Source organism: Enterococcus sp. AZ194, assembly GCF_051713825.1.
In the GTDB taxonomy this organism is placed as follows: Bacteria; Bacillota; Bacilli; order Lactobacillales; family Enterococcaceae; genus Enterococcus_K.
On sequence record NZ_JBIOQR010000001.1, the window covers coordinates 1,361,055 to 1,382,453 of the forward strand.

14 protein-coding genes are annotated in these 21,399 nt (G+C 38.1%); 11 read left to right on the forward strand and 3 right to left on the reverse strand.

Annotation, left to right across the window (positions count from 1 at the left end; all coding sequences use genetic code 11):
- Window positions 1–76: 76 nt before the first annotated feature.
- From IGI37_RS06535 to ahpF, 7 genes are all read left to right on the forward strand, one after another.
- Window positions 77–1,789: a proline--tRNA ligase gene (locus IGI37_RS06535; protein ID WP_438760661.1), complete on the forward strand. Its 1,713-nt coding sequence runs from the start codon at window positions 77–79 to the stop codon at window positions 1,787–1,789.
- Between the two features lie 495 nt (window positions 1,790–2,284).
- Window positions 2,285–6,637 carry a PolC-type DNA polymerase III gene (locus IGI37_RS06540; RefSeq protein WP_438760663.1) on the forward strand — a complete coding sequence of 1,451 codons (4,353 nt, stop codon included), beginning with the start codon at window positions 2,285–2,287 and terminating at the stop codon, window positions 6,635–6,637.
- A gap of 338 nt (window positions 6,638–6,975) precedes the next feature.
- Window positions 6,976–7,974 carry a sugar-binding transcriptional regulator gene (locus IGI37_RS06545; protein WP_438760665.1) on the forward strand — a complete coding sequence of 333 codons (999 nt, stop codon included), beginning with the start codon at window positions 6,976–6,978 and terminating at the stop codon, window positions 7,972–7,974.
- 848 nt (window positions 7,975–8,822) lie between these two features.
- Window positions 8,823–9,140, forward strand: a complete 318-nt coding sequence (locus IGI37_RS06550; RefSeq protein ID WP_438760667.1) for a PTS lactose/cellobiose transporter subunit IIA — start codon at window positions 8,823–8,825, stop codon at window positions 9,138–9,140.
- A gap of 24 nt (window positions 9,141–9,164) precedes the next feature.
- Window positions 9,165–9,485, forward strand: a complete 321-nt coding sequence (locus tag IGI37_RS06555) for a PTS sugar transporter subunit IIB (protein ID WP_438760669.1) — start codon at window positions 9,165–9,167, stop codon at window positions 9,483–9,485.
- A 15-nt stretch (window positions 9,486–9,500) separates the two neighbouring features.
- Window positions 9,501–10,814 carry a PTS sugar transporter subunit IIC gene (locus IGI37_RS06560; RefSeq protein ID WP_438760670.1) on the forward strand — a complete coding sequence of 438 codons (1,314 nt, stop codon included), beginning with the start codon at window positions 9,501–9,503 and terminating at the stop codon, window positions 10,812–10,814.
- Window positions 10,815–10,943: 129 nt separating this feature from the next.
- On the forward strand, window positions 10,944–12,479 hold the full coding sequence (gene ahpF, locus IGI37_RS06565) for an alkyl hydroperoxide reductase subunit F (protein ID WP_438760672.1): 1,536 nt from the start codon (window positions 10,944–10,946) through the stop codon (window positions 12,477–12,479).
- Between the two features lie 125 nt (window positions 12,480–12,604).
- On the opposite strand, the gene IGI37_RS06570 is transcribed toward ahpF, so the two are convergent.
- Window positions 12,605–13,393 carry a glycyl-radical enzyme activating protein gene (locus IGI37_RS06570; protein WP_438760674.1) on the reverse strand — a complete coding sequence of 263 codons (789 nt, stop codon included), beginning with the start codon at window positions 13,391–13,393 and terminating at the stop codon, window positions 12,605–12,607.
- A gap of 151 nt (window positions 13,394–13,544) precedes the next feature.
- Between IGI37_RS06570 and IGI37_RS06575 the strand changes: the two genes are divergently transcribed.
- The 4 genes from IGI37_RS06575 to IGI37_RS06590 all read left to right on the forward strand — a co-directional run bounded on the left by IGI37_RS06575 (window position 13,545) and on the right by IGI37_RS06590 (window position 18,813).
- Window positions 13,545–14,291 carry a DeoR/GlpR family DNA-binding transcription regulator gene (locus IGI37_RS06575; RefSeq protein WP_438760676.1) on the forward strand — a complete coding sequence of 249 codons (747 nt, stop codon included), beginning with the start codon at window positions 13,545–13,547 and terminating at the stop codon, window positions 14,289–14,291.
- Between the two features lie 156 nt (window positions 14,292–14,447).
- Window positions 14,448–16,889 (forward strand): glycyl radical protein, encoded by a 2,442-nt coding sequence (locus IGI37_RS06580; RefSeq protein ID WP_438760678.1) that lies wholly within the window; start codon window positions 14,448–14,450, stop codon window positions 16,887–16,889.
- Window positions 16,890–17,081: 192 nt separating this feature from the next.
- Window positions 17,082–17,762 carry a fructose-6-phosphate aldolase gene (locus IGI37_RS06585; protein ID WP_438760680.1) on the forward strand — a complete coding sequence of 227 codons (681 nt, stop codon included), beginning with the start codon at window positions 17,082–17,084 and terminating at the stop codon, window positions 17,760–17,762.
- A 193-nt stretch (window positions 17,763–17,955) separates the two neighbouring features.
- Window positions 17,956–18,813 (forward strand): ROK family protein, encoded by an 858-nt coding sequence (locus IGI37_RS06590; protein WP_438760682.1) that lies wholly within the window; start codon window positions 17,956–17,958, stop codon window positions 18,811–18,813.
- Window positions 18,814–18,901: 88 nt separating this feature from the next.
- Here IGI37_RS06590 and IGI37_RS06595 read toward each other — a convergent pair whose 3' ends face one another.
- Together IGI37_RS06595 and IGI37_RS06600 are read right to left on the reverse strand one after the other, a co-directional pair.
- The gene (locus tag IGI37_RS06595) at window positions 18,902–19,390 is read right to left on the reverse strand and encodes a hypothetical protein (RefSeq protein ID WP_438760684.1); all 489 of its coding nucleotides are present in this window, start codon (window positions 19,388–19,390) and stop codon (window positions 18,902–18,904) included.
- Window positions 19,391–19,406: 16 nt separating this feature from the next.
- Window positions 19,407–21,278: a beta-N-acetylhexosaminidase gene (locus IGI37_RS06600; RefSeq protein WP_438760686.1), complete on the reverse strand. Its 1,872-nt coding sequence runs from the start codon at window positions 21,276–21,278 to the stop codon at window positions 19,407–19,409.
- Between the last annotated feature and the right edge of the window lie 121 nt (window positions 21,279–21,399).

Below are 21,399 nucleotides of genomic sequence, written 5' to 3' on the forward strand. Positions count from 1 at the left end.
AATGTGTTAGACGTTTGTTAGGGGGAACTAATAAACAGGGATGCACAGATACGCGTGCATAAAAAGGAGAAAAAGAATGAAACAATCAAAAATGCTAATTCCTACATTACGTGAGGTTCCAAGTGATGCAGAGAATTTGAGTCAACAAATGCTTTTACGAGGAGGATTTATCCGTCAAGTATCAGCCGGTATCTATTCATATTTACCATTGGCGAATCGCGTTTTAGAGAAATTAAAAGCCATTATTCGTGAAGAATTGGCTAAAATAGATGCCATTGAGATGTTAATGCCAGCCTTGCTTCCTGCAGAGCTATGGAAGGAGTCAGGCCGCTATGACACATATGGCCCAAATTTATATCATGTGGAGGATCGTAATCAGCGAGCGATGATTTTAGCTCCGACCCATGAAGAAGTCTTCACTGAGTTAATTCGAGATGAAATCAACTCGTATAAACGATTGCCGATTTCACTGTATCAAATACAAACGAAGTTTAGAGATGAAAAAAGACCTCGTTTTGGATTACTCAGAACAAGAGAATTTATCATGAAGGATGCGTATTCTTTCCACTCAGATGAGGAAAGCTTAGCAATCGTTTATAAACAGTTTGAACAGGCTTATTCGGCAATTTTTAAACGAGCAGGTCTGAATTTTCGAGCAGTGATTGGCGATGGTGGTGCGATGGGTGGCAAGGATTCCAAAGAATTCATGGCTATTTCTGATATTGGGGAAGATACCATTTGTTATTCTACCGAGACAGACTATGCGGCTAATTTAGAAATGGCCACAAGCCTTTATACACCTAAGAAAGCACAAGCAAAAATGTTGGAATTAGAGAAAGTTTCAACGCCTGAGGTTCAGACTGTTGAAGAGGTGGCAGAATTTTTTAAGGTAGAATCTAAAAGAGTTGCCAAATCCATTTTATTTATGGCTGATAAAAAGCCCGTCTTAGCAGTTGTTCGTGGAGACCACGAAGTTAATGAAGTTAAGCTAAAAAATTTAATGGGTGTAGAAACATTGGAAAGAGCTTCAGAACTAGAAGCCCAGACCTATCTCCATGCGGATTTTGGTTCAATTGGTCCTATCGGTGTGCCTGAGGAGGTCAAAGTGATTGCGGACTTATATGTTCAAGACATGGCAAACTTTGTTGTGGGAGCCAATGAAGCCGGTTATCACTATCAGCAAGTGAATTTAGGTCGTGACTTTTCTCCAGAGTTATTTGAAGATATTCGATTTGTCCAAGAAGGTGATCCTGCTCCATCAGGAAATGGCGTATTGGAGTTTGTCAAGGGAATTGAAATTGGTCATATATTCAAATTGGGGACTCGGTATAGTCAAGCGATGGATGCCACTGTTTTAGATGAAAATGGTCGAGAGACGTATATTAAAATGGGCTGTTACGGCATTGGCGTTAGTCGTTTGTTAGCGGCAATCGTTGAGCAAAATTCTGATGAGGAAGGGATTCATTGGCCAAATGGCATTGCGCCTTTTGATATTCATGTCGTTCAGATGAATGTCAGTGATGAATATCAAACCAGACTTTCAGAAGAGGTTGAAGAAATCATGTCATCAGCAGGTTACGAAGTATTGGTAGATGATCGAAACGAACGTGCTGGTGTAAAATTTGCTGATTCGGACCTTATCGGATGCCCAATTCGAATTACGGTTGGAAAAAAAGCAGTCGACGGTGTTGTAGAAGTGAAAATTAAAAAATCTGGTGCGATGTTAGAGGTCCGAAAAGAAGAACTCGTCAACACACTAGAAATTCTAGGAAATTCTGAAGAAGAGTAATTAGAAATAGCAAAAGCCAAAAAAGATTGATGCCAAAAATAAGCATCAATCTTTTTTGCCAGTCCCACTTTTGTATGACCATTTAGTGGGATGGTAAGCGCGGTGCGATAAGAGTGAAATGTTTCATTTCACTTCCTTATATAGCACTAGTTGCCAGTCCCACTTTTGTATGACCATTTAGTGGGATGGTAAGCGTAGTACGATAAGAGTGAAATGTTTCATTTCACCTCCTTTGAGTTAGTACTAGCAGGGATGGTAAGCGAAGTGCGATAGAGACGAAATGAGATTCCTAAAGTTTAGCTTTAGCGATTCAAGGAAAATGTTTCCTTAAAACAATCGGTAGAAACTTGTTGTTCTTCTTAATTTTTGAGGAAAGTTTTAATGAAACTCACGCCAAAAAACGGTATACTTAATAGTGCTGAAGGAAAGCTATTTATTTTAAAATAAAAATAAATTAACCAATATTTTACCATAAAAGAAAGGGAGTAATGTTTCTTGTCAGAAAAACGTGACTTATTTGAAAAATTAGTAGAACAGATTCAACTAAATGAAGAAGAACGAAACAATCCCTTAGTTTCAAAGGGTGAGTTGGAAAACGTAATTGTCCATCGTCAATCAAAGATGTGGGAATTCACGGTTAAGTTTCCAACTATTTTACCAGCCATACTTTATCGTTCATTTACGCAAAAAATTGCGTTGGCATTTAAGAACATTGCGGCAACCAAACTAAATATTCTTGCAGAAGATGGTAACTTTGACGAGCAGATTTTACAAGATTATTGGGCGATTGCGTTACAAAATCAGCAATGTGATACACCGTTAACACAACAAGTTTTAAAAACGCAGGTTCCGTTAGTAAAAGACCGGAAAATCATTTTGTCGGTTGATAATGCGGCGGTTATTCCTTATCTTAAGCAACAATCATTTCCACTGATTGAAGGTCTGTATCAATCTTATGGATTTTCTAAATTTCATATTGAAGCGGAAATGGATGAGAAAAAGGCTGAACAAGTCTTGCAGCAATTTGAGGAAAGAAAACAAGAACAAGAGCTAGCTTTCATGCAACAAGCGGCTGAGAATCTAGCCAATCACGAACAACAGCGAAAAGAAAAAAGAGAGCAGGCTCCTGCATTAGATGGACCTATCCAATTAGGGCGAAATATCCCTTCTGACGAGCCAGTTACCCCTATGGCAAATATTGTTGAAGAGGAACGACGAGTAACGATTGAAGGATATGTCTTCGATACGGAAGTACGTGAATTACGATCAAAACGCAAAATTTTGATTGTTAAGATTACGGATTATACATCCTCATTTATCGTCAAAAAATTCTCGAATGGCGAAAAGGATGAACAGGTTTTTGATGCGATTTCTAAAGGAAGCTGGTTGAAGGTTCGCGGAAGTGTTCAAGAAGATACCTTTATGCGTGATTTAGTTATGAATGCGCAAGATTTATTAGAGGTTAAACATGCGCCGCGTAAAGACTACGCTCCTGAAGGTCAAAAACGAGTAGAGCTACATTTGCATAGTAATATGAGTACGATGGATGCAACGAATAATGTAGCAGATTTTGTCGCACAAGCAGGGAAGTGGGGGCATAAAGCAATTGCTATTACTGACCATGCAGGTGCGCAAGGCTTCCCTGATGCGCATAGCGCTGGAAAAAAAGCAGGGGTTAAGATTCTTTATGGAGTTGAAGCCAATGTGGTCGATGATGGCGTACCGATTGCCTATAATGATGCACATGTTTCGTTAAATGACGGCACCTATATTGTATTTGACGTGGAAACGACAGGTTTGTCTGCTGTGTACGATACAATCATTGAATTAGCCGCAGTAAAAATGCACAAAGGAAATGTTATAGCGAGCTTTGATGAATTTATTGATCCAGGTCATCCACTTTCACATACAACCGTTAGCTTAACAGGAATCACAGATGAAATGGTTCGTGGTTCTAAATCAGAAGAAGAAGTACTACGGATGTTTTTAGAGTTTACTGGCGATGATATTTTGGTTGCGCATAATGCGTCTTTTGATATGGGTTTCTTAAATACAAGCTATAGTAAATATGGCATTCCAGAAGCGCCAAATCCAGTCATAGATACACTTGAATTGGCTCGTTATCTTTATCCTCAATTTAAGCGTTTTGGATTAGGTGTCTTATCTAAGAAATTTGGTGTCAGCCTAGAACAGCATCACCGAGCGATTTTTGATGCGGAAGCAACAGGTCACTTGGCTTGGATTTTCGTAAAAGAAGCTATGGAAAATCATGAGATGCTCTTTCACGATCAGCTAAACCGTCATATCGGAGAAGGTGACTCATATAAGAGAGCACGACCGTTTCATGTGACTATTCTGGCTCAAACACAAGCTGGATTAAAAAATCTTTTCAAACTTATTTCGATGTCTAATGTCAATTATTTTGAGCGAGTGCCGCGAATTCCTCGATCTCAGCTGACTAAATTAAGAGAAGGTCTATTGATTGGTTCTGCTTGTGACAAAGGTGAAATTTTTGAAGCTATGATGCAAAAAGGGGTAGAGGAAGCAAAGAATCGTGCAAAATTTTACGACTATATCGAGGTTATGCCAAAAGCTGTTTATGCACCTTTGATTGAGCAAGAGCTGGTTAAAAACAACAAAGACTTAGAAGATATTATGAAAAATCTAGTGAGAATTGGTAAAGAGCTTGATAAGATTGTCGTAGCAACAGGAAACGCTCATTATCTGAATGAAGAAGATGCAATTTATCGAAAGATTTTAATTAATTCGATGGGAGGAGCCAATCCTTTAAATCGTCATAGCTTGCCTGACGTTCATTTTAGAACGACAGATGAGATGTTAACGGCTTTTCAGTTTATGGGGGAAGAATTAGCCATGGAGTTAGTGGTTACTAACCCGAATAAAATTGCAGATATGTGTGAAGAGGTTATCCCTGTCAAGGATGATTTGTATACACCAAAAATCCCTGGATCTGAACAAGAGATTACGGATTTAAGTTACAACCGTGCAAAAGAGCTCTATGGTGATCCACTACCTGATATAGTTGAAAAACGTCTGAAAAAAGAATTAGACAGTATTATCGGAAATGGGTTTTCAGTTATTTATTTGATTTCGCAAAAGTTGGTTCATAAGAGTAACGAAGATGGTTATTTGGTTGGTTCTCGTGGTTCGGTTGGTTCGAGTTTTGTCGCAACGATGACGGGGATTACAGAGGTTAACCCACTTGCCCCTCACTACCATTGTCCAGAGTGTCAATATTCTGAATTCTATGAAGATGGTTCGTACGGTTCAGGATTTGATATGCCAGAGAAAAAATGTCCGAATTGTGGCGCACGGTTGTTTAAAGACGGTCACGATATTCCGTTTGAAACCTTCCTTGGCTTCCATGGAGATAAAGTACCCGATATTGATTTGAACTTCTCTGGAGACTATCAAGCAGAAGCACATAACTACACCAAAGTTCTGTTTGGTGAAGAGTATGTCTTTCGGGCGGGAACGATTGGTACAGTCGCTGACAAGACGGCCTATGGATTTGTTAAAGGGTATGAGCGTGATAACAATCTTCATTTCAGAGCTGCTGAAGTGGATCGTTTAGCCAAAGGTGCAACGGGTGTAAAACGAACGACTGGTCAGCATCCAGGGGGGATTATTGTTATCCCCGATTATATGGATGTCTATGATTTTTCGCCTATCCAATATCCAGCTGATGATCAAAACTCTGAGTGGAAAACGACCCACTTTGATTTCCACTCGATTCATGATAATATTTTAAAACTTGATATTCTTGGGCACGATGATCCAACCGTTATTCGGATGCTCCAAGATTTGTCAGGGATTGAACCCAAAACAATCCCAACTGATGATCCAGAAGTCATGAGAATCTTTGCTGGCCCAGAAGTCTTGGGTGTGGAACAAGATCAGATTTATTCTAAGACCGGAACTCTTGGAATTCCTGAATTTGGAACCCGTTTTGTTCGAGGGATGTTAGAAGAAACGCATCCATCAACCTTTGCTGAGCTTCTTCAAATCTCCGGACTTTCTCACGGAACCGATGTTTGGTTAGGAAATGCAGAAGAGCTTATCCGTCGTGGAGAAGCTAATCTGGCAGAAGTTATTGGTTGTCGGGATGATATCATGGTTTATTTGATTCATGCGGGCCTTGATAGTGGGATGGCATTTAAGATTATGGAAACGGTGCGTAAAGGACTTTGGAATAAGATTCCAGATGACTTACGTGAAACATATCTTGTTGCTATGAAGGAAAATAATGTGCCTGATTGGTATATTGACTCTTGTTCAAAAATCAAATACATGTTCCCAAAAGCTCATGCGGCTGCTTATGTATTGATGGCCTTACGGGTGGCTTACTTTAAAGTATATTTCCCAATCCTTTATTATTGTGCATACTTTTCTGTTCGCGCGGATGACTTTGATTTGGTCGCCATGTCAAAAGGCAAAGATGCGGTCAAAGAACGAATGAAAGAAATTACTGATAAAGGCTTAGATGCTTCAACAAAAGAAAAGAATTTGTTAACGGTTCTTGAATTAGCTAATGAAATGATTGAGCGTGGTTTCAGCTTTGGCATGATTGACTTATATAAATCAGATGCAGAGAACTTCGTAATTGACGGTGACCGTCTGATTGCACCATTTCGAGCTGTTCCTAGTTTAGGAGCTAACGTGGCTAAACAAATTGTTGAAGCAAGAAAAGATGGTCCGTTCTTATCTAAAGAAGATTTAGCTTCTCGTGGGAAGGTCTCGAAAACATTGATTGAGTACATGAATGAAAATGGTGTATTAAAAGATTTACCAGATGAAAACCAATTATCACTCTTTGATATGCTTTAAAATTAAGTTACCTAAAAATGAAGTCGTCGTACACACTTTACTATTCAGTGTGTGCGGTGGCTTTTTTTTATTGGCTTATCTACACGAGCATATTTTGGGCTCTAATTAATTGATTCATTTGCTCGGATATTTAGATAGGGCTGCGATATTAGGTGTCGTTTTATCAACTAAAAAGTTTGACTTTCTTTTCGATTCAAATTTTTATATGATAGACTATATAATAAAAAACTGTTGTATGAAATATTTTCATGTTTCATATGTTATTTTATTGTTTTCATAAAAAACTATTGAGCTTTGTCGCTATTAAAATAAAGAGAGTAGAAAGGAATGGATAGTTGATGAACGAAGAACGCAGAAGATTACTTGCAAAGATTGCTTATCTTCACTTTGTTGAAGGGAAAAGTCAAACGGAAATTTCTGTTGAATTAGATATTTATCGGACAACAATTAGTCGTATGATTACCAAAGCGAGAGAAGAAGGAATCGTAAAAATAGAAATTAAAAATTATAATATAGAGACATTTGCATTGGAAGCGTATATGCAAGCCAAATATGGGTTAAAACGAATTGAGATTATTGATAATCAAACAGCAGGAACAAAAGAATATTTATCTGAAGCAATCTCTAGACGAGCAGCGAATATGGTTCGACATGTGGTAAAAGAACAAGATATTGTAGGCATTTCGTGGGGATCGACGTTACGCAACATGGTGGAGAAGCTAGAAGTGAAGACTGTCAAGCACGTATTATTTTGTCCATTGGCTGGAGGTCCGAGTCATATTAATACGAAGTACCATGTGAATACGCTAGTTTATGAGATGTCTCGAGTGATGAACGGTCAAACGGTATTTATTAATGCAGCGGTTGTTCAAGAATCAGAACGAGTGGCATTTAATATCTCTCAATCTAGCCATTTTCAGAAATTAATGGCGCTCTGGAATACGCTAGATGTGGCAATTGTCGGAATTGGTGGAAATTTGACCTATGACATCAGTCAATGGCGAGATCTTTTGACACAGTCAGATTATGATTATCTAAAGAAAGAAGCCGCTTTAGGCGAAGTCTGTTGTCGCTTTTTTAATGAGGAAGGAACACCCGTACATAATCAATTGCAAAAGAGAATTCTGGGATTAACCCTTGAGCAATTGGGAAAGGTTCCAAAATCTATCGCTGTGGCATACGGCGAGCATAAAGCCCAAGCAATATTAGCAGTAGTTAAGAAAAAATATATTAATCATCTAGTGACAGATAAGATAACTGTGTTAAAAATGTTACAGCTAGATAATGATCATCATTTTGCCAGTGATGAAGAGGAGAAGACTGAGGTTAGGACATAACTTTTTGAGTTATGTCCTAACCTCTCTTTATCCGAATAAACGGTGGGTACAGAAGCAACTCCATCTTCACTCCGCCCCATCAATTTCTAAAGGTGGAACACCTTAAGAATTGAAGGACGTTGTTCCGCTCTCAACAACTTCTACGCATGGGACATGCTAGAGTTGAAGGTCTGCACTCCGCCCCATCAATTTCTAAAGGTGAAACACCTTAAGAATTGAAGGACTGCGTTCCGCTCTCAACAACTTCTACGCATGAGACATGCTAGAGTTGAAGGTTCTTATTGCTGTAAAACACAACGAAGTATGAGTTGATGTTGCACAGTACCTACTCGGTGCTGTAAAACACAACGAAGTATGAGTTGATGTTGCACAGTACCTACCCGGTTCTCGGAGTTAAACACTTCTGTCCCAGCCTCGTCTTTTTTTGCAGGGCAATAGAACTATCTGTTTTGATCAGGGGCTAAATTCTATCTTCGTTCTCCTACTACTAGTTATTAAGTTCTTAATAGTAGCTGTTTCTTACTAATTTTTGAGGTCATGGAGTTTTTTGTTTAACTCCGAATGATTGAAAAAATTTAATTGTTTTGTGTTTGCACGTTCGTGCAAACGATTACTAACTAACTTGCAATCTATTGACGAATACGCTTTCAGATGTTATTTTTTTAGTTGTGAAGGAACGATATTTCACTTTCGTTTGAAACCGGAAAATCGTTTTTGTCAATTAGTAAGTTTACCTGGTGCTAGTCAAAAGAATCAGAATAAGTCAGATTAGTGCCACCTAAATTCAAAAGAGGAGGGTCGACTTTTTCTTAAGTTGCACAATTAAAATAATAAAGGAGCGAATTCTATTGGAAACAATTGTACCAGATCAAATTATTATGGGGTTAATACTTCACGCGGGAGACGCTAAACAGCACATCTATTTGGCTTTAAGTCATGTGAAAAAAGGTGAGTATGCAGAAAGCGACAAAGAGATCAAACTAGCAGAAGAGGCCTTGACGCAAGCGCATAATATGCAAACTAGTTTTTTAGTCCAAGAAGCAAGCGGCAATAAAACAGAAATAACGGCGCTATTTGTTCATGCGCAAGATCATTTAATGACAACGATTACCGAGATTAATTTGATTAAAGAAATAATTGATTTAAGAAAAGAATTAAAAAAATAAATTATTTAGAGGGAGAGAATAGTTATGATTAAAATTGGTTTATTTTGTGCAGCAGGTTTTTCAACAGGAATGTTAGTCAACAATATGAAGATTGCGGCAGAAAAAAGAAACGTTGAAGTCGAGATTGAGGCGTATGCTCAATCAAAATTATGTGACTGTGTAGAAGGAATCGATGTTGCTTTATTAGGACCGCAAGTTAGTTACACATTTGATCAATCTGAAGCGATTTGCAAAGACTGTGAGGTGCCTCTAGCAGTGATTCCAATGATGGATTATGGCATGTTAGACGGTGATAAGGTATTAAATTTAGCATTAAGCTTATCTAAAAAGAAGGCGACTATCTAAGGAGGTTTCTCATCTATGAAAAATAGTAACTCACAAAAAATTATTATGCCGATTATGAAATTTGTTAATATGAAAGGAATTATTGCTTTAAAAGATGGCATGTTGTCGATCCTACCTCTGACCGTTGTGGGATCCATCTTCTTAATCATCGGACAAATTCCCTTCGAAGGGTTTAACAATGCGGTAGCGAACATATTTGGTGCGGATTGGACAGAACCATTCATGCAAGTTCACGCAGGTACATTTGCCATTATGGGTTTAATTTCTTGTTTTTCAATTGGTTATTCTTATGCCAAAAATAGTGGTGTCGAGCCTTTACCAGCTGGTGTTCTTTCTCTTTCATCATTCTTCATAACTTTAAGATCTTCCTACATCCCAGCAGAAGGTGAACCGATTGGCGATGCTTTGTCAAAAGTCTGGTTTGGTGGGCAAGGAATTATTGGCGCAATTATCATTGGTTTGACTGTGGGAGCCATTTATACCGTATTTATTAAGCGTAAAATTGTTATTAAAATGCCCGAACAAGTTCCTCAAGCGATCTCGAAACAATTTGAGGCAATGACCCCAGCGTTCGCAATTTTCTTATTATCAATGATTGTTTATATTGTTTCAAAAGCAATCTCAAATGGTGGGACATTTATCGAGATGATTTATGATGTAATCCAAGTTCCTTTACAAGGATTAACAGGTTCATTGCCTGGTGCAATAGGGATTGCTTTCTTTATTTCATTCTTATGGTGGTTTGGTGTGCATGGGCAATCGGTGGTAAATGGCATTGTTACTGCGTTATTGTTATCTAATCTGGATGCCAATAAAGCCTTATTAGCAGCCGGAGATCTTTCGTTAGAAAACGGCGCACATATTGTCACTCAACAGTTTTTAGATAGTTTCTTGTTGATTTCAGGCTCTGGAATTACGTTTGGTTTGGTTGTCGCAATGTTATTTGCAGCAAAATCTCAGCAGTATAAAGCGTTAGGAAAAGTGGCAAGTTTACCGGCTTTATTTAACGTCAATGAACCGATTGTTTTCGGGTTTCCTGTGGTAATGAATCCAGTGATGTTCATTCCCTTTATGTTGGTACCGGTTATCTCAGCAATTTTAGTGTATGGTGCCATTGCAATTGGGTTTATGACACCATTTGCTGGAGTTACCCTACCATGGAGTACACCAGCGATTATTTCTGGTTTGATGGTTGCTGGCTGGCAAGGAGCAGTTGTTCAAATCTTAATTTTGGCAATTTCAACAATCGTTTATTATCCGTTCTTTAGAGTACAAGATAAAATTGCTTATGATAATGAGCAAGCATCAAGCCAAACAGAAGCTGCTTAAACAAGTGAGGCAAAAATAGTTACTTATTAGTCAATCCCTACAAAGAAAAGGCGAGCTTCCTGTATAGTCTATCCTTTGTTTAGGGATTGTTTTTATTTTGTAACGAAATAGCAAATTTAGGAGGAGTTTATGATACTAGAGGATAGCCAGAGAATAAAGCTAAAAGAAACATTGGAGACACTTGAGCACCCACTTGTCATCCAAGCGAGTCTCAAAAATGATTCGCAAGATAAGGAGATGCGCATCTTTTTAAATGAGTTGGCGCAAATGAGTGCCAAAATTACTCTTGAGGAGACTGACCTGTCAAGAACACCTGCGTTTCGTATAGGCCAAGAGGGAAAAGAAGCACGAGTAGAATTTGCTGGGTTACCGCTTGGCCATGAATTCGACTCCTTTTTAATGGCTTTATGTCAGGTGGATGGTCAATTGTTAGAGGTAAGTGAATCAATTAGAAGTCGTTTTCTTAAAATAGATCGAAAAATTCATTTTGAGACATACGTAAGTCTTACCTGTCGAAAATGTCCAAAAATTGTTCAGACATTAAATTATTTAGCTATTGTAGAACCCAATATTAGCCATACAATGATTGAAGGAAAGCAGTTTTATAAGGAGCGTATGTCAAAAAATGTGTTTGCTGTTCCAACCGTTTTTATTGATGGAAAAGAGGTCACAAATGGCGCAAAAACAATGGAACAATTATTAGATTGTGCACTGGGGATAAACAATATTGATGACTTTTTAGCAAAAGGGATATTTGATGTACTAGTGATTGGTGGAGGACCTGCAGGAAACAGCGCAACCATCTATGCCGCACGTAAAGGGTTGAGCGTCGGAATGATCGCTGAAAGCTATGGCGGTAAGGTCATGGATATCTCAGGTGTAGAGAATGTGATTGGTATTCCTTATATTGAAGGCCCAAAATTGATGAATGAGATCGAGATACATGTCAATCAGTACTCGGTGGATATCATGAACAACCAACGAGCAACAGCGATTCATAAAAGAGAAAATCTTCTAGAGGTAACTTTAGAAAATACCGCTATTTTGAAGGCCAAGACAGTTATTTTTGCAGTTGGAGTGACTTGGAAAAAACTTTACGTTCCTGGTGAAGAGGAGTTATTTACAAAAGGGGTAACGTATTGCCCTCACTGTGATGGTCCGTTGTTTAATGGGAAGAATGTAGCGATTATTGGCGGAGGGAATCAAGCGATAGAGGGGGCTCTTGATTTAGCGAATAAAGTAAGCCATGTCTACGTGTTGGATCGTGCCTCGAGCTTTAAAGCAGATGAAGTTCTTATTCAGCGCGCCAGCAAATGTCCGAATATCACGTTTGTTTTGGAGGCTGACGTTACTGAAATTTACGGACATAACCGTGTGGAGGGCTTAACTTATCTTAATTTGAAGACACAACAACAACATTCTGTTCAGGTAGAGGGGATTTTTATCCAAATTGGCTTAATGCCAAATACTCATTGGTTGACAGAAACAGAGATAAAACTCAATGCTAAGGGGGAATTCGTTATCGATGAGTGCGGTATGACCAATCTCCAAGGAGTCTTCGCGGCAGGTGATTGCACCAATGCTCGTTATAAACAAATCGTTCTTTCGATGGCCTCAGGGGCAACAGCAGCATTAGGCGCATTTGATTATTTAATTCGTCAATAGAAAGGTAGAAAAACTTGTTCTAACTAATGAAAAGAACCGATTGTACATCGTTTGGTTTTGCGTTTGTACAATCGGTTCTTTTGGCAAGTAAATGGAAAGTTTTGCATGAATAAGTCGGGATTGTTTTATATGACCAAACAATCGATTTGATGCTCTTCCATAATTTTTTTGAAGTAGTCCAAATCCTCTGTATGCAGCTGAGGCATATCAGCTAGTTTGTATTCGCGATTTAAATCATCATATTTTTGTTGCCCAAACTGGTGAAATGGTAAGAGTTCTACATGATTTACGCCTATGCGGTTAAACAATAAAGCAAACTGTTCGGCATCTTCCACACGGTCGTTGTAATTAGGAATGACTGGAATTCTGACAATCAAGTGCGCATGATTATTCACAGCATAAGCCAAGTTTTCTAGAATTAAGTCGCTTGGGACGCCAATGCCTTCTTGATGTTTTTCAGATTGATAGTGTTTGACATCAAAATAGACAAGATCAATCTGTTCAATATACTTTTTAAAGATGGCAGGTTTTGTATAACCCGTTGTTTCGGTTGCGGTATGTATCCCTTTTTCTTTTAAAATTTTTGCAAGCTCCGTAGCAAATTCAGCTTGATATAACACCTCGCCGCCCGACAAAGTCACTCCACCACCAGACTCTTCATAAAAATCGACATCTTTCATAACTTCATCAACCACTTCATCGATTGTTTTGTATTCACCAACTGTTGTATAGCTTTTGCGGGTGTTATTCCAGATTTTTTCTGGCTTGGCATTTTGCGATTCAGGATTGGAGCACCAGTAGCAGCGTAGCGGACACCCTTTGAAAAAAACTGCTGTCCGAATACCAGGGCCATCATGGATACTAAATTTTTGGATATTAAAAATACAGGCACGCAATTGAGTTTGACTGGTCATAGCTATTACCTTCTTTCTGATTTTGAGTACATTCTATCACATGAACAATCAAACGTAAATATAAATAGTTTTGAATGAAACTAAAATGCTCGGTTATTGTAAGAGAATATGAATTATGGTATGCTAAATAAAATTAAAGTGAGGGATGAATATGTCGCGAGAAGAAGAAATAATTTCGATAGTCAGTAAGAATAAAAAAATGGAAGTCAACGAATTAGCAGAATTGCTGAAAGTCTCGCAAGTGACGATTCGTAAGGATTTAGATAAATTAGAAGCGAGAGGGATTCTCCATCGCCAGCACGGTTTTGCTCTCATAAGAAACCAAGATGATATCAACTATCGTTTAGCTTATAATTATGATTTAAAACGAAAAATTGCTATAAAAGCTTCTGAATTGGTAGATGATGGCGAGACGGTCATGATTGAGTCGGGCTCGACTTGTACACTCTTGGCTGAAGAATTGGCTTATAATAAAAATGACATCACCATCATTACCAATTCTTGTTTTATTGCGTCTTATGTTCGAAAGGCAGAGTCGGTTAAAGTCGTTTTACTTGGTGGAGAATATCAAAAGGATTCGCAAGTTAACGTTGGTCCTCTCGTTAGGAAGCTGATTAACGAGTTTCATGTTGGAAAGCTATTTGTTGGGATTGATGGGTTTGATGAAAGACGTGGTTTTACAGGAAGTGATATCACACGCTGTGATACAGCCAATGCGATGATGACTGCTGCCGACAAAACCATTGTGTTAACCGATTCAAGTAAGTTTTCGCAAATCGGCGTCGTTTCTGAGTTCGCTTTTGAAGAAATAGCGATGGTTTATACAGATAAAGGCATTCCAAAAGACAAAATCCAATTTTTAAAAGAAAAAAATATCGAGTTAGTTACAGTAATCTAGTTAAATCAAACGATTGCCAACGGATGCACAATTGTGCATCCGTTTCTTTCTTTTGAAAGGAATTTAAATTTCATTTGACGCTTTATCAGTGATTATGCTATATTTGTTTCGAAAGAAAATAAATATAGTTTCAAATGAAGAAAGGGAGTATTGATAATGAGTAGCCAAGTTAAGGAAAAAGAAGTGACTAACCAACATCATTTTGGGTTACTGACGCAACGAATGAATGAGTATCGGGAGTCAGTGCTAGACAAGAAACCTTATATCTGTGCAGAGCGAGCGTTACTAGCGACTGAAGCCTATAAGGAACATCAGAATCAGCCCAGCGTCATGAAACGTGCATTGATGCTGAAGAACATTTTAGAAAAAATGTCTATCTATATTGAAGAGGAAACATTAATTGTCGGAAACCAAGCGGGCTCAAACAAAGATGCGCCGATTTTTCCAGAGTATACATTAGAGTTTGTAATTGATGAATTAGATAAATTTGAGAAGCGCGATGGCGACATCTTCTATATTACAGAAGAAACAAAAGAACAATTACGCACGATTGCGCCTTTTTGGGAGAATAATAATCTTCGTGCTAAAGCAGGAGCCTTACTACCTGAAGAAGTTCAAGTCTATATGGAAACTGGTTTTTTCGGTATGGAAGGAAAAATGAATTCGGGTGATGCGCATTTAGCAGTTAACTATCCTAAAGTGTTAGCATATGGGTTAAAAGATTTTGAAAAACGAACGCTTGAAGCAAAAAATGCATTAGATTTGACGCAGACAGAAAACATTGAGAAATATCATTTCTACAATTCCGTGTTAGTTGTGATTGATGCAGTAAAGATCTATGCTGAACGATATTCAAAGTTGGCAAAAGAAATGGCCGAGACAGCACCAAATCAACAAAGAAAAGAAGAATTGTTAGAAATCAGCAGAATTTGTGCCAAGGTCCCTTATGAACCAGCCGAATCATTTGCTGAGGCTGTTCAAGCGACTTGGTTTATTCAATTAATTTTACAGATTGAATCAAATGGTCACTCGTTGTCTTATGGGCGTTTTGATCAGTATATTTATCCCTTCTATAAAGCAGATATCGATAGTGGAAAGATCACTGAAGCAGAAGTGGTTGAGCTATTAACGAATTTATGGATTAAGACCTTAACAATTAACAAAGTTCGTAGCCAAGCGCATACCTATAGTAGTGCAGGAAGTCCGTTGTATCAAAATGTGACTATTGGTGGGCAAACGATTGAAAAACAGGATGCTGTAAATGACTTATCTTTTCTAGTTTTAAGGAGTGTTGCACAAACAAAATTACCACAACCAAACTTGACTGTCCGCTACCACGCTGGTTTAAATTCAGAGTTTATGAATGAAGCAATTGAAGTGATGAAACTAGGGTTCGGAATGCCAGCCTTCAATAATGATGAGGTGATTATTCCTTCGTTCATTAAATACGGAGTGGATGAAAAAGATGCGTATAACTATAGTGCGATTGGTTGTGTAGAAACAGCTGTCCCGGGAAAATGGGGCTATCGTTGTACAGGTATGAGTTATATCAACTTTCCTAAAATTTTGATGATTGCGATGAATGATGGCATTGATCCTGTTTCAAATAAACGATTTACGAAAGGGTATGGTTCTTTTGCAAACATGCAATCGTTTGAAGAATTAGAAGAGGTTTGGGACAAGACGTTGCGGGAATTAACTCGGATGAGTGTGATTGTCGAAAATGCCATTGATTTAGGAATTGAAAAAGAGGTGCCAGATATTTTATGTTCGGCGCTGACCGATGATTGTATCGGTAGAGGAAAGACGTTAAAAGAAGGTGGCGCAGTCTACGATTACATTTCTGCTTTGCAAGTCGGCATTGCCAATTTAGCCGATTCATTAGCGGCCATCAAAAAATTAGTCTTCGAAGAGAAAAAAGTGACACAAGAAGAGTTATGGGAAGCGTTGGTTACGGATTGGGAAAGTGAACGTAGTCAGGAAATTCAAGGAATGATTATCTATGACGTACCAAAATATGGCAATGATGATGACTATGCTGATCAATTAGTGACAAAAGCTTACGATGTGTATATTGATGAAATTAAAAAATATCCGAATACTCGTTTTGGTCGTGGTCCTATAGGTGGGATTCGGTATTCAGGAACTTCATCTATCTCTGCCAACGTTGGTCAAGGGCGTGGGACGATGGCAACCCCTGATGGGCGTAAAGCATGGGCGCCGTTAGCTGAAGGCTGTTCTCCATCGCACAATATGGATCAAAATGGTCCGACAGCAGTCTTAAAATCAGTTGCCAAGCTACCAACAGAGGATATTTTAGGCGGCGTGTTGCTTAATCAAAAGGTCAATCCTCAGACCTTAGCAAAAGAAGAGGACAAACAAAAATTGATTATGCTCTTGCGGACATTCTTTAATAAATTAAAAGGGTATCACATCCAATATAATGTTGTTTCAAGAGAGACCCTTTTAGATGCACAGAAAAATCCAGAAAAACATCGTGATTTGATTGTTCGCGTGGCCGGTTACTCTGCTTTCTTTAATGCACTTTCTCGTGCAACACAAGATGATATTATCGAACGAACAGAGCATGTCATCTAACGTTCAAACAGATGCCTGAGATGAACAGAGATAGGCTTATCTCAGGCATTTAAAGAATTCGAAAAGCACCGAGTACGTTTTCAATAAGCGAGATGGATTAGGCGACAAGTCGCGAACCTGACAGAAATAGTGTATAGATGAATTGGAAAGCTTTCCTTAATTTTTAGGGAGCAAAAAGGAGATTAAATAACTATGGAATTTTTATTAGACACAGCAAACCTAGAAGATATTAAACGATATGGAGAAATGATTCCGTTAGCAGGTGTGACATCAAATCCTTCCATCGTAAAGAATGAGGGAAAAATCGACTTTTTTCAACATATGAAAAAAATTAGAGAAATCATTGGCAAGGAAAAAACACTTCATGTTCAAGTTGTGGCAACAGATTATGCAGGAATGATCCGGGATGCAGAAACGATTATTGATCAAATAGATTCAGATGTATATATCAAAATTCCGACGAACACACAAGGTTTAAAAGTCATAAAAGAATTAAAACGAAGAGGGTTTAATGTAACAGCAACCGCAATCTATACAAAATTTCAAGCATATTTAGCGATGGCTGCAGGTGTCGATTATTTAGCCCCATATTTTAATCGGATGGAAAATTTGAATATTGATCCCAAAGAAGCAATTGAGCAAATCGCAAAAGAAATTTTGCGAACCAATAGTTCAAGTAAGATATTAGCAGCCAGCTTTAAAAACGTCGCTCAAGTGAACACCGCACTAGAAGCTGGTGCACATGCAGCAACAATGGGGTGTGATATTATCAAACAAGCATTTGATATGCCTTCTATTGAGAAAGCTGTCGTGGACTTTACAGCAGACTGGGAATCGATTTATGGTGAGGGCCATACGATTCACGAGTTATAGAAAGTTGAAAACTAAGAAAATGTTCTATAGCAAATTCACAAGTGTTTGATTATCGAGAAACTAGATTGGAGTAGGAGACTTAGATTTCATGTTGGTTGGAATTGCGCACTTCTATTCAATTGCTGTCAGACGCCTCCGAATGTGATAAAATAAAGCTAGTAAATTATTGAAGCAGCTGAATGGAGGAAACAGAATGGTTTGCTTAGCAATTGATTTGGGAGATAAGTATCTAAAAACGGCGATTTATACGCAGTTTACCAAGCAACTAATTGAAAGAGAACAGTTTGGTTCACCAGAAACTTGGGATAAGATGCGACGCTTAATTGATGCGTGTATTATGACTTATATGGGAACCTACGAAGTTTCTGCCATTTCTTTTAGTATTTCAGGTCGACTAAATCAAACGACGGGACAAATTGACGAGGCTCCTATACTAAATTATCTTGAAGGAGTCAAGTTTCAAGAGTATTTCTCAGAAAAGTATTCACTCCCTATTTTTATGGAAAATCAAACAATCTCTGCAGGAACAGCAGAAATTATTTTGGGAATAAAAGATGAACAAATCAATGCCTTATTTTTAAAAATAGACAGCGCGGTTTCGGGAGCTATTTTTAATGAAGGAAAGACTTATCAAGGGATGCACCAACAGGCAGGTTCATTTGGGAAAATACTACTTGATGGCAAACGGGAGTTTAACGAGTTAGCCTCACTGTCAACGCTTGTCAACACTTATTCGCAAAATAAAGAAAAAGAGTATACGGTAAAAGAGATTTTCCAGCTTTCTGAAGAGGGGGATACAGAGGCCGCTGCATTATACGAGGAGCTATTTCATTATGTTGCCCTAGGAATCTACACTTTGCAAGTTAGCTTTGACCCAGAATGGATTATTTTAGGTGGGGAAATTGCGCAAGAGGAAGCGATTCTTGACGCTATTAATCGTAAGTTAATAACAATTGTGAACAGGAGTGGTGGCATTATTCCGCAAGTTCGACTATCTACTTTTTCTGACGAGGCATCTTTACTAGGTGCTGGAGTGTTAGCTACGAAATAAGTGATTCATTAAATGATAAGAAGGTGTCCTATAGATTGTTGTTTGTGACAATCTATAGGACACCTTTTTTTATCGCAGCGGCATTACTTTATTGGATGAATTTTGTATCTGTTATCACAGTTTCTTGGATGAGCCATTCACCCCCTTCTTTTACAAAGGTATGATTGGCTACTGCGATATGACTTCGGTATTTCTCTTTGCCTAGGTTCTGGCTTTTTTGTTGTGCTTCAATTAACATATGATCGTTGTCTTGTTTTTTCACTTCAAATGAAAGCAATTCATTTTTCAAACTATATTTTTCAAAGAAAGGGGTCATTTCTTTTTTTGTTTCTTCACGACTTGAAGGAACAATCGTTGATAGATAGGCATCTATGTCTTTGTCGTTGACCGCTTGAATATTTTTTTTCAAAACTGTGAAAGCTGATTCAGCAGCCTTTTTATCGGATATCGTTCCTGTAATTTCAACAGAAAGGCTTTGTGCTTGATTGGTATTCTTCGAAGAATCTGAGAAAAACCAAATTCCTAAGCCTCCTAAGCCTATTAAAAGACAGACTAAAATCTTATATTTGTTTTTCATAAGTGCTCCTTTCAGTTTAGACATCAGATAACTTACTTGGGCTGATAATGCCGTGATACAAATTCCGACCAATGATTCCCTCTGGCATTGAGTATGGGCCATCAAAGGGGAGAATCGTTTCTGCTAACTCAGGAATTGGTTCACCTTGCTGCCATTGTGTAAGGCGCCAAGCGGTTGTCTCTAAGCGGGTGAACAAACCACCGTATCGGATATCCAGAATTTCCCAGCCAAATGGTTTGTTCGCAGCATACCAAATTTTTTGATGTGCACTACGTAAAGTATCCGTTAATTCCATGAGAATCATGACTTTTTCTTGGAATTGAGGAATTAAATCCTTTCGGTTGTTTTGATAGGCCTGTCGTAATTTCCTCCCAAAATCTGTTTTCTTGGCAAGAAGCTGCGCCAATTTTAAATAGAAGGCAAATAATTCTTTGCTCTGTTCTGTTGTTTGGCAGTTGGTTAAGCGAGTAGCCAATTTTTTATAGTGTTCTTTTAATGAATAATTTGCAATAGTTTGATCATATAACCCTAAAAGTGGATCTTGATAGAGAATCAATTTACTAACAGAGGACCCATGCGGATTATCCTTGGCAACTCCTGGTGTTTGATCAAATGAATCCAATAAAAGGAAACTCTCCATAGACTCCCCTTGGTATAAAGAAAACTGATGCGCTAAAAATTCCTGTGAAACGAACATATGAAATTGGTGTTCCGCAAAAAGCTGAAGTCCTAATAAACACGTATCAATCGGTGTTTCCGCTCCATCGTCTCCCCATAGTGTGGCGTAAATTGTTGTAACATTGGTTTCTTTACAAGCCGATAAGCCAGCATTAGTCGTGGCGATAGTTTTCCCATAATTTGGCGCTATACCATTCCATGTCCATATACCACCCGCAAAACTAATTGGTTTCTTAAGTGTTTGATGATTGGCAAGTAATCGACTATATTCTGCTTTTTGATGGTGATAATAATCCCAGTAAACCATGGTAATCTCTGGAATACCTGAGACAACTTCATCAGAAATTTCAAATTGTTGATCATAATAATCCCCAGTTTTCGAACCTAGTCGAAAGAACATATCGCTCCACATTTCTGGTTCTAAGTTCAAGCGATTTGTAATTTCTAAAACGTTAGTTAAATGATCATTCATTAAGTTAAAACGATTTTGAAAGCCAAACTTTTCTAATGATTTTCCCAGCCCTAATTGATGAGCTTCATCCATACCAATATGGATACGATTACTTTTAAAGGGGGAAGAAGCAGCAATCAAGGCCTTTTCAAGAAATTGATAGGTCTTTTTTTCATTGACTAGCAGAATATCTTCTGTATCTCGAATATCTTGAGTGAAATTCCATTTTAACGGATTTTTTAGATGCCCTAGAACTTGGATAGCAGGGACCACTTCGATGCCCAGATAGTCAGCAAAGGTATCAATTTCTTTTAATTCAGCATAAGTATAAGCTCCTCTCAGATAACCAAAGTAAGGGAATTCTGGTATTTGATAGGTATCCTCCATATAAAGCATCATCTGGTTGAGCCCCAGTGTACTGCAGGTTAAAAGTAGTTCTTTTATTTTATCCACCGTACAAACGGCATTACGTGACAAATCCAGCATCGGACCGACTTTTTTGAAATTAGGGGCTTCTTCATAATCAGCGAGAGGTTGTCGTTCGTTTAGTATGCGAGTCAAGCATCTAAATAAATGTGCAGGTTCAGAATAATAAATTTGACGTTTGTTCCCACAGTTCTTAAAAATCAGATTGCCTTCGTTGTGAATAAGCTCGATTTGTTCTCCAATAGGACTGATGGTGAAAGATAATTTGTTCTGTAATAAATTCAATCCGTCAAGCACAGGTTGAGTATCACCATAAAAAAATAGATTTTTCATTTGTTCTCCTCCTAACGACTTTCTTCTATTATAAAAAGATTTATGAAAGCGGTCTACAAAATAGAGAATCTACATACTAAAAATAGAAGTTACATAGTGGGTAGAATTAGAAAAATTACCC

Coding starts and splice junctions, on each gene's coding strand:
- IGI37_RS06560 (WP_438760670.1), top strand. CDS start 9,501: ATGAAAAATAGTAACTCACAAAAAATTATTATGCCGATTATGAAATTT.
- IGI37_RS06545 (WP_438760665.1), top strand. CDS start 6,976: ATGAACGAAGAACGCAGAAGATTACTTGCAAAGATTGCTTATCTTCAC.
- IGI37_RS06595 (WP_438760684.1), bottom strand. CDS start 19,390: ATGAAAAACAAATATAAGATTTTAGTCTGTCTTTTAATAGGCTTAGGA.
- IGI37_RS06585 (WP_438760680.1), top strand. CDS start 17,082: ATGGAATTTTTATTAGACACAGCAAACCTAGAAGATATTAAACGATAT.
- IGI37_RS06535 (WP_438760661.1), top strand. CDS start 77: ATGAAACAATCAAAAATGCTAATTCCTACATTACGTGAGGTTCCAAGT.
- ahpF (WP_438760672.1), top strand. CDS start 10,944: ATGATACTAGAGGATAGCCAGAGAATAAAGCTAAAAGAAACATTGGAG.
- IGI37_RS06600 (WP_438760686.1), bottom strand. CDS start 21,278: ATGAAAAATCTATTTTTTTATGGTGATACTCAACCTGTGCTTGACGGA.
- IGI37_RS06555 (WP_438760669.1), top strand. CDS start 9,165: ATGATTAAAATTGGTTTATTTTGTGCAGCAGGTTTTTCAACAGGAATG.
- IGI37_RS06580 (WP_438760678.1), top strand. CDS start 14,448: ATGAGTAGCCAAGTTAAGGAAAAAGAAGTGACTAACCAACATCATTTT.
- IGI37_RS06575 (WP_438760676.1), top strand. CDS start 13,545: ATGTCGCGAGAAGAAGAAATAATTTCGATAGTCAGTAAGAATAAAAAA.
- IGI37_RS06590 (WP_438760682.1), top strand. CDS start 17,956: ATGGTTTGCTTAGCAATTGATTTGGGAGATAAGTATCTAAAAACGGCG.
- IGI37_RS06570 (WP_438760674.1), bottom strand. CDS start 13,393: ATGACCAGTCAAACTCAATTGCGTGCCTGTATTTTTAATATCCAAAAA.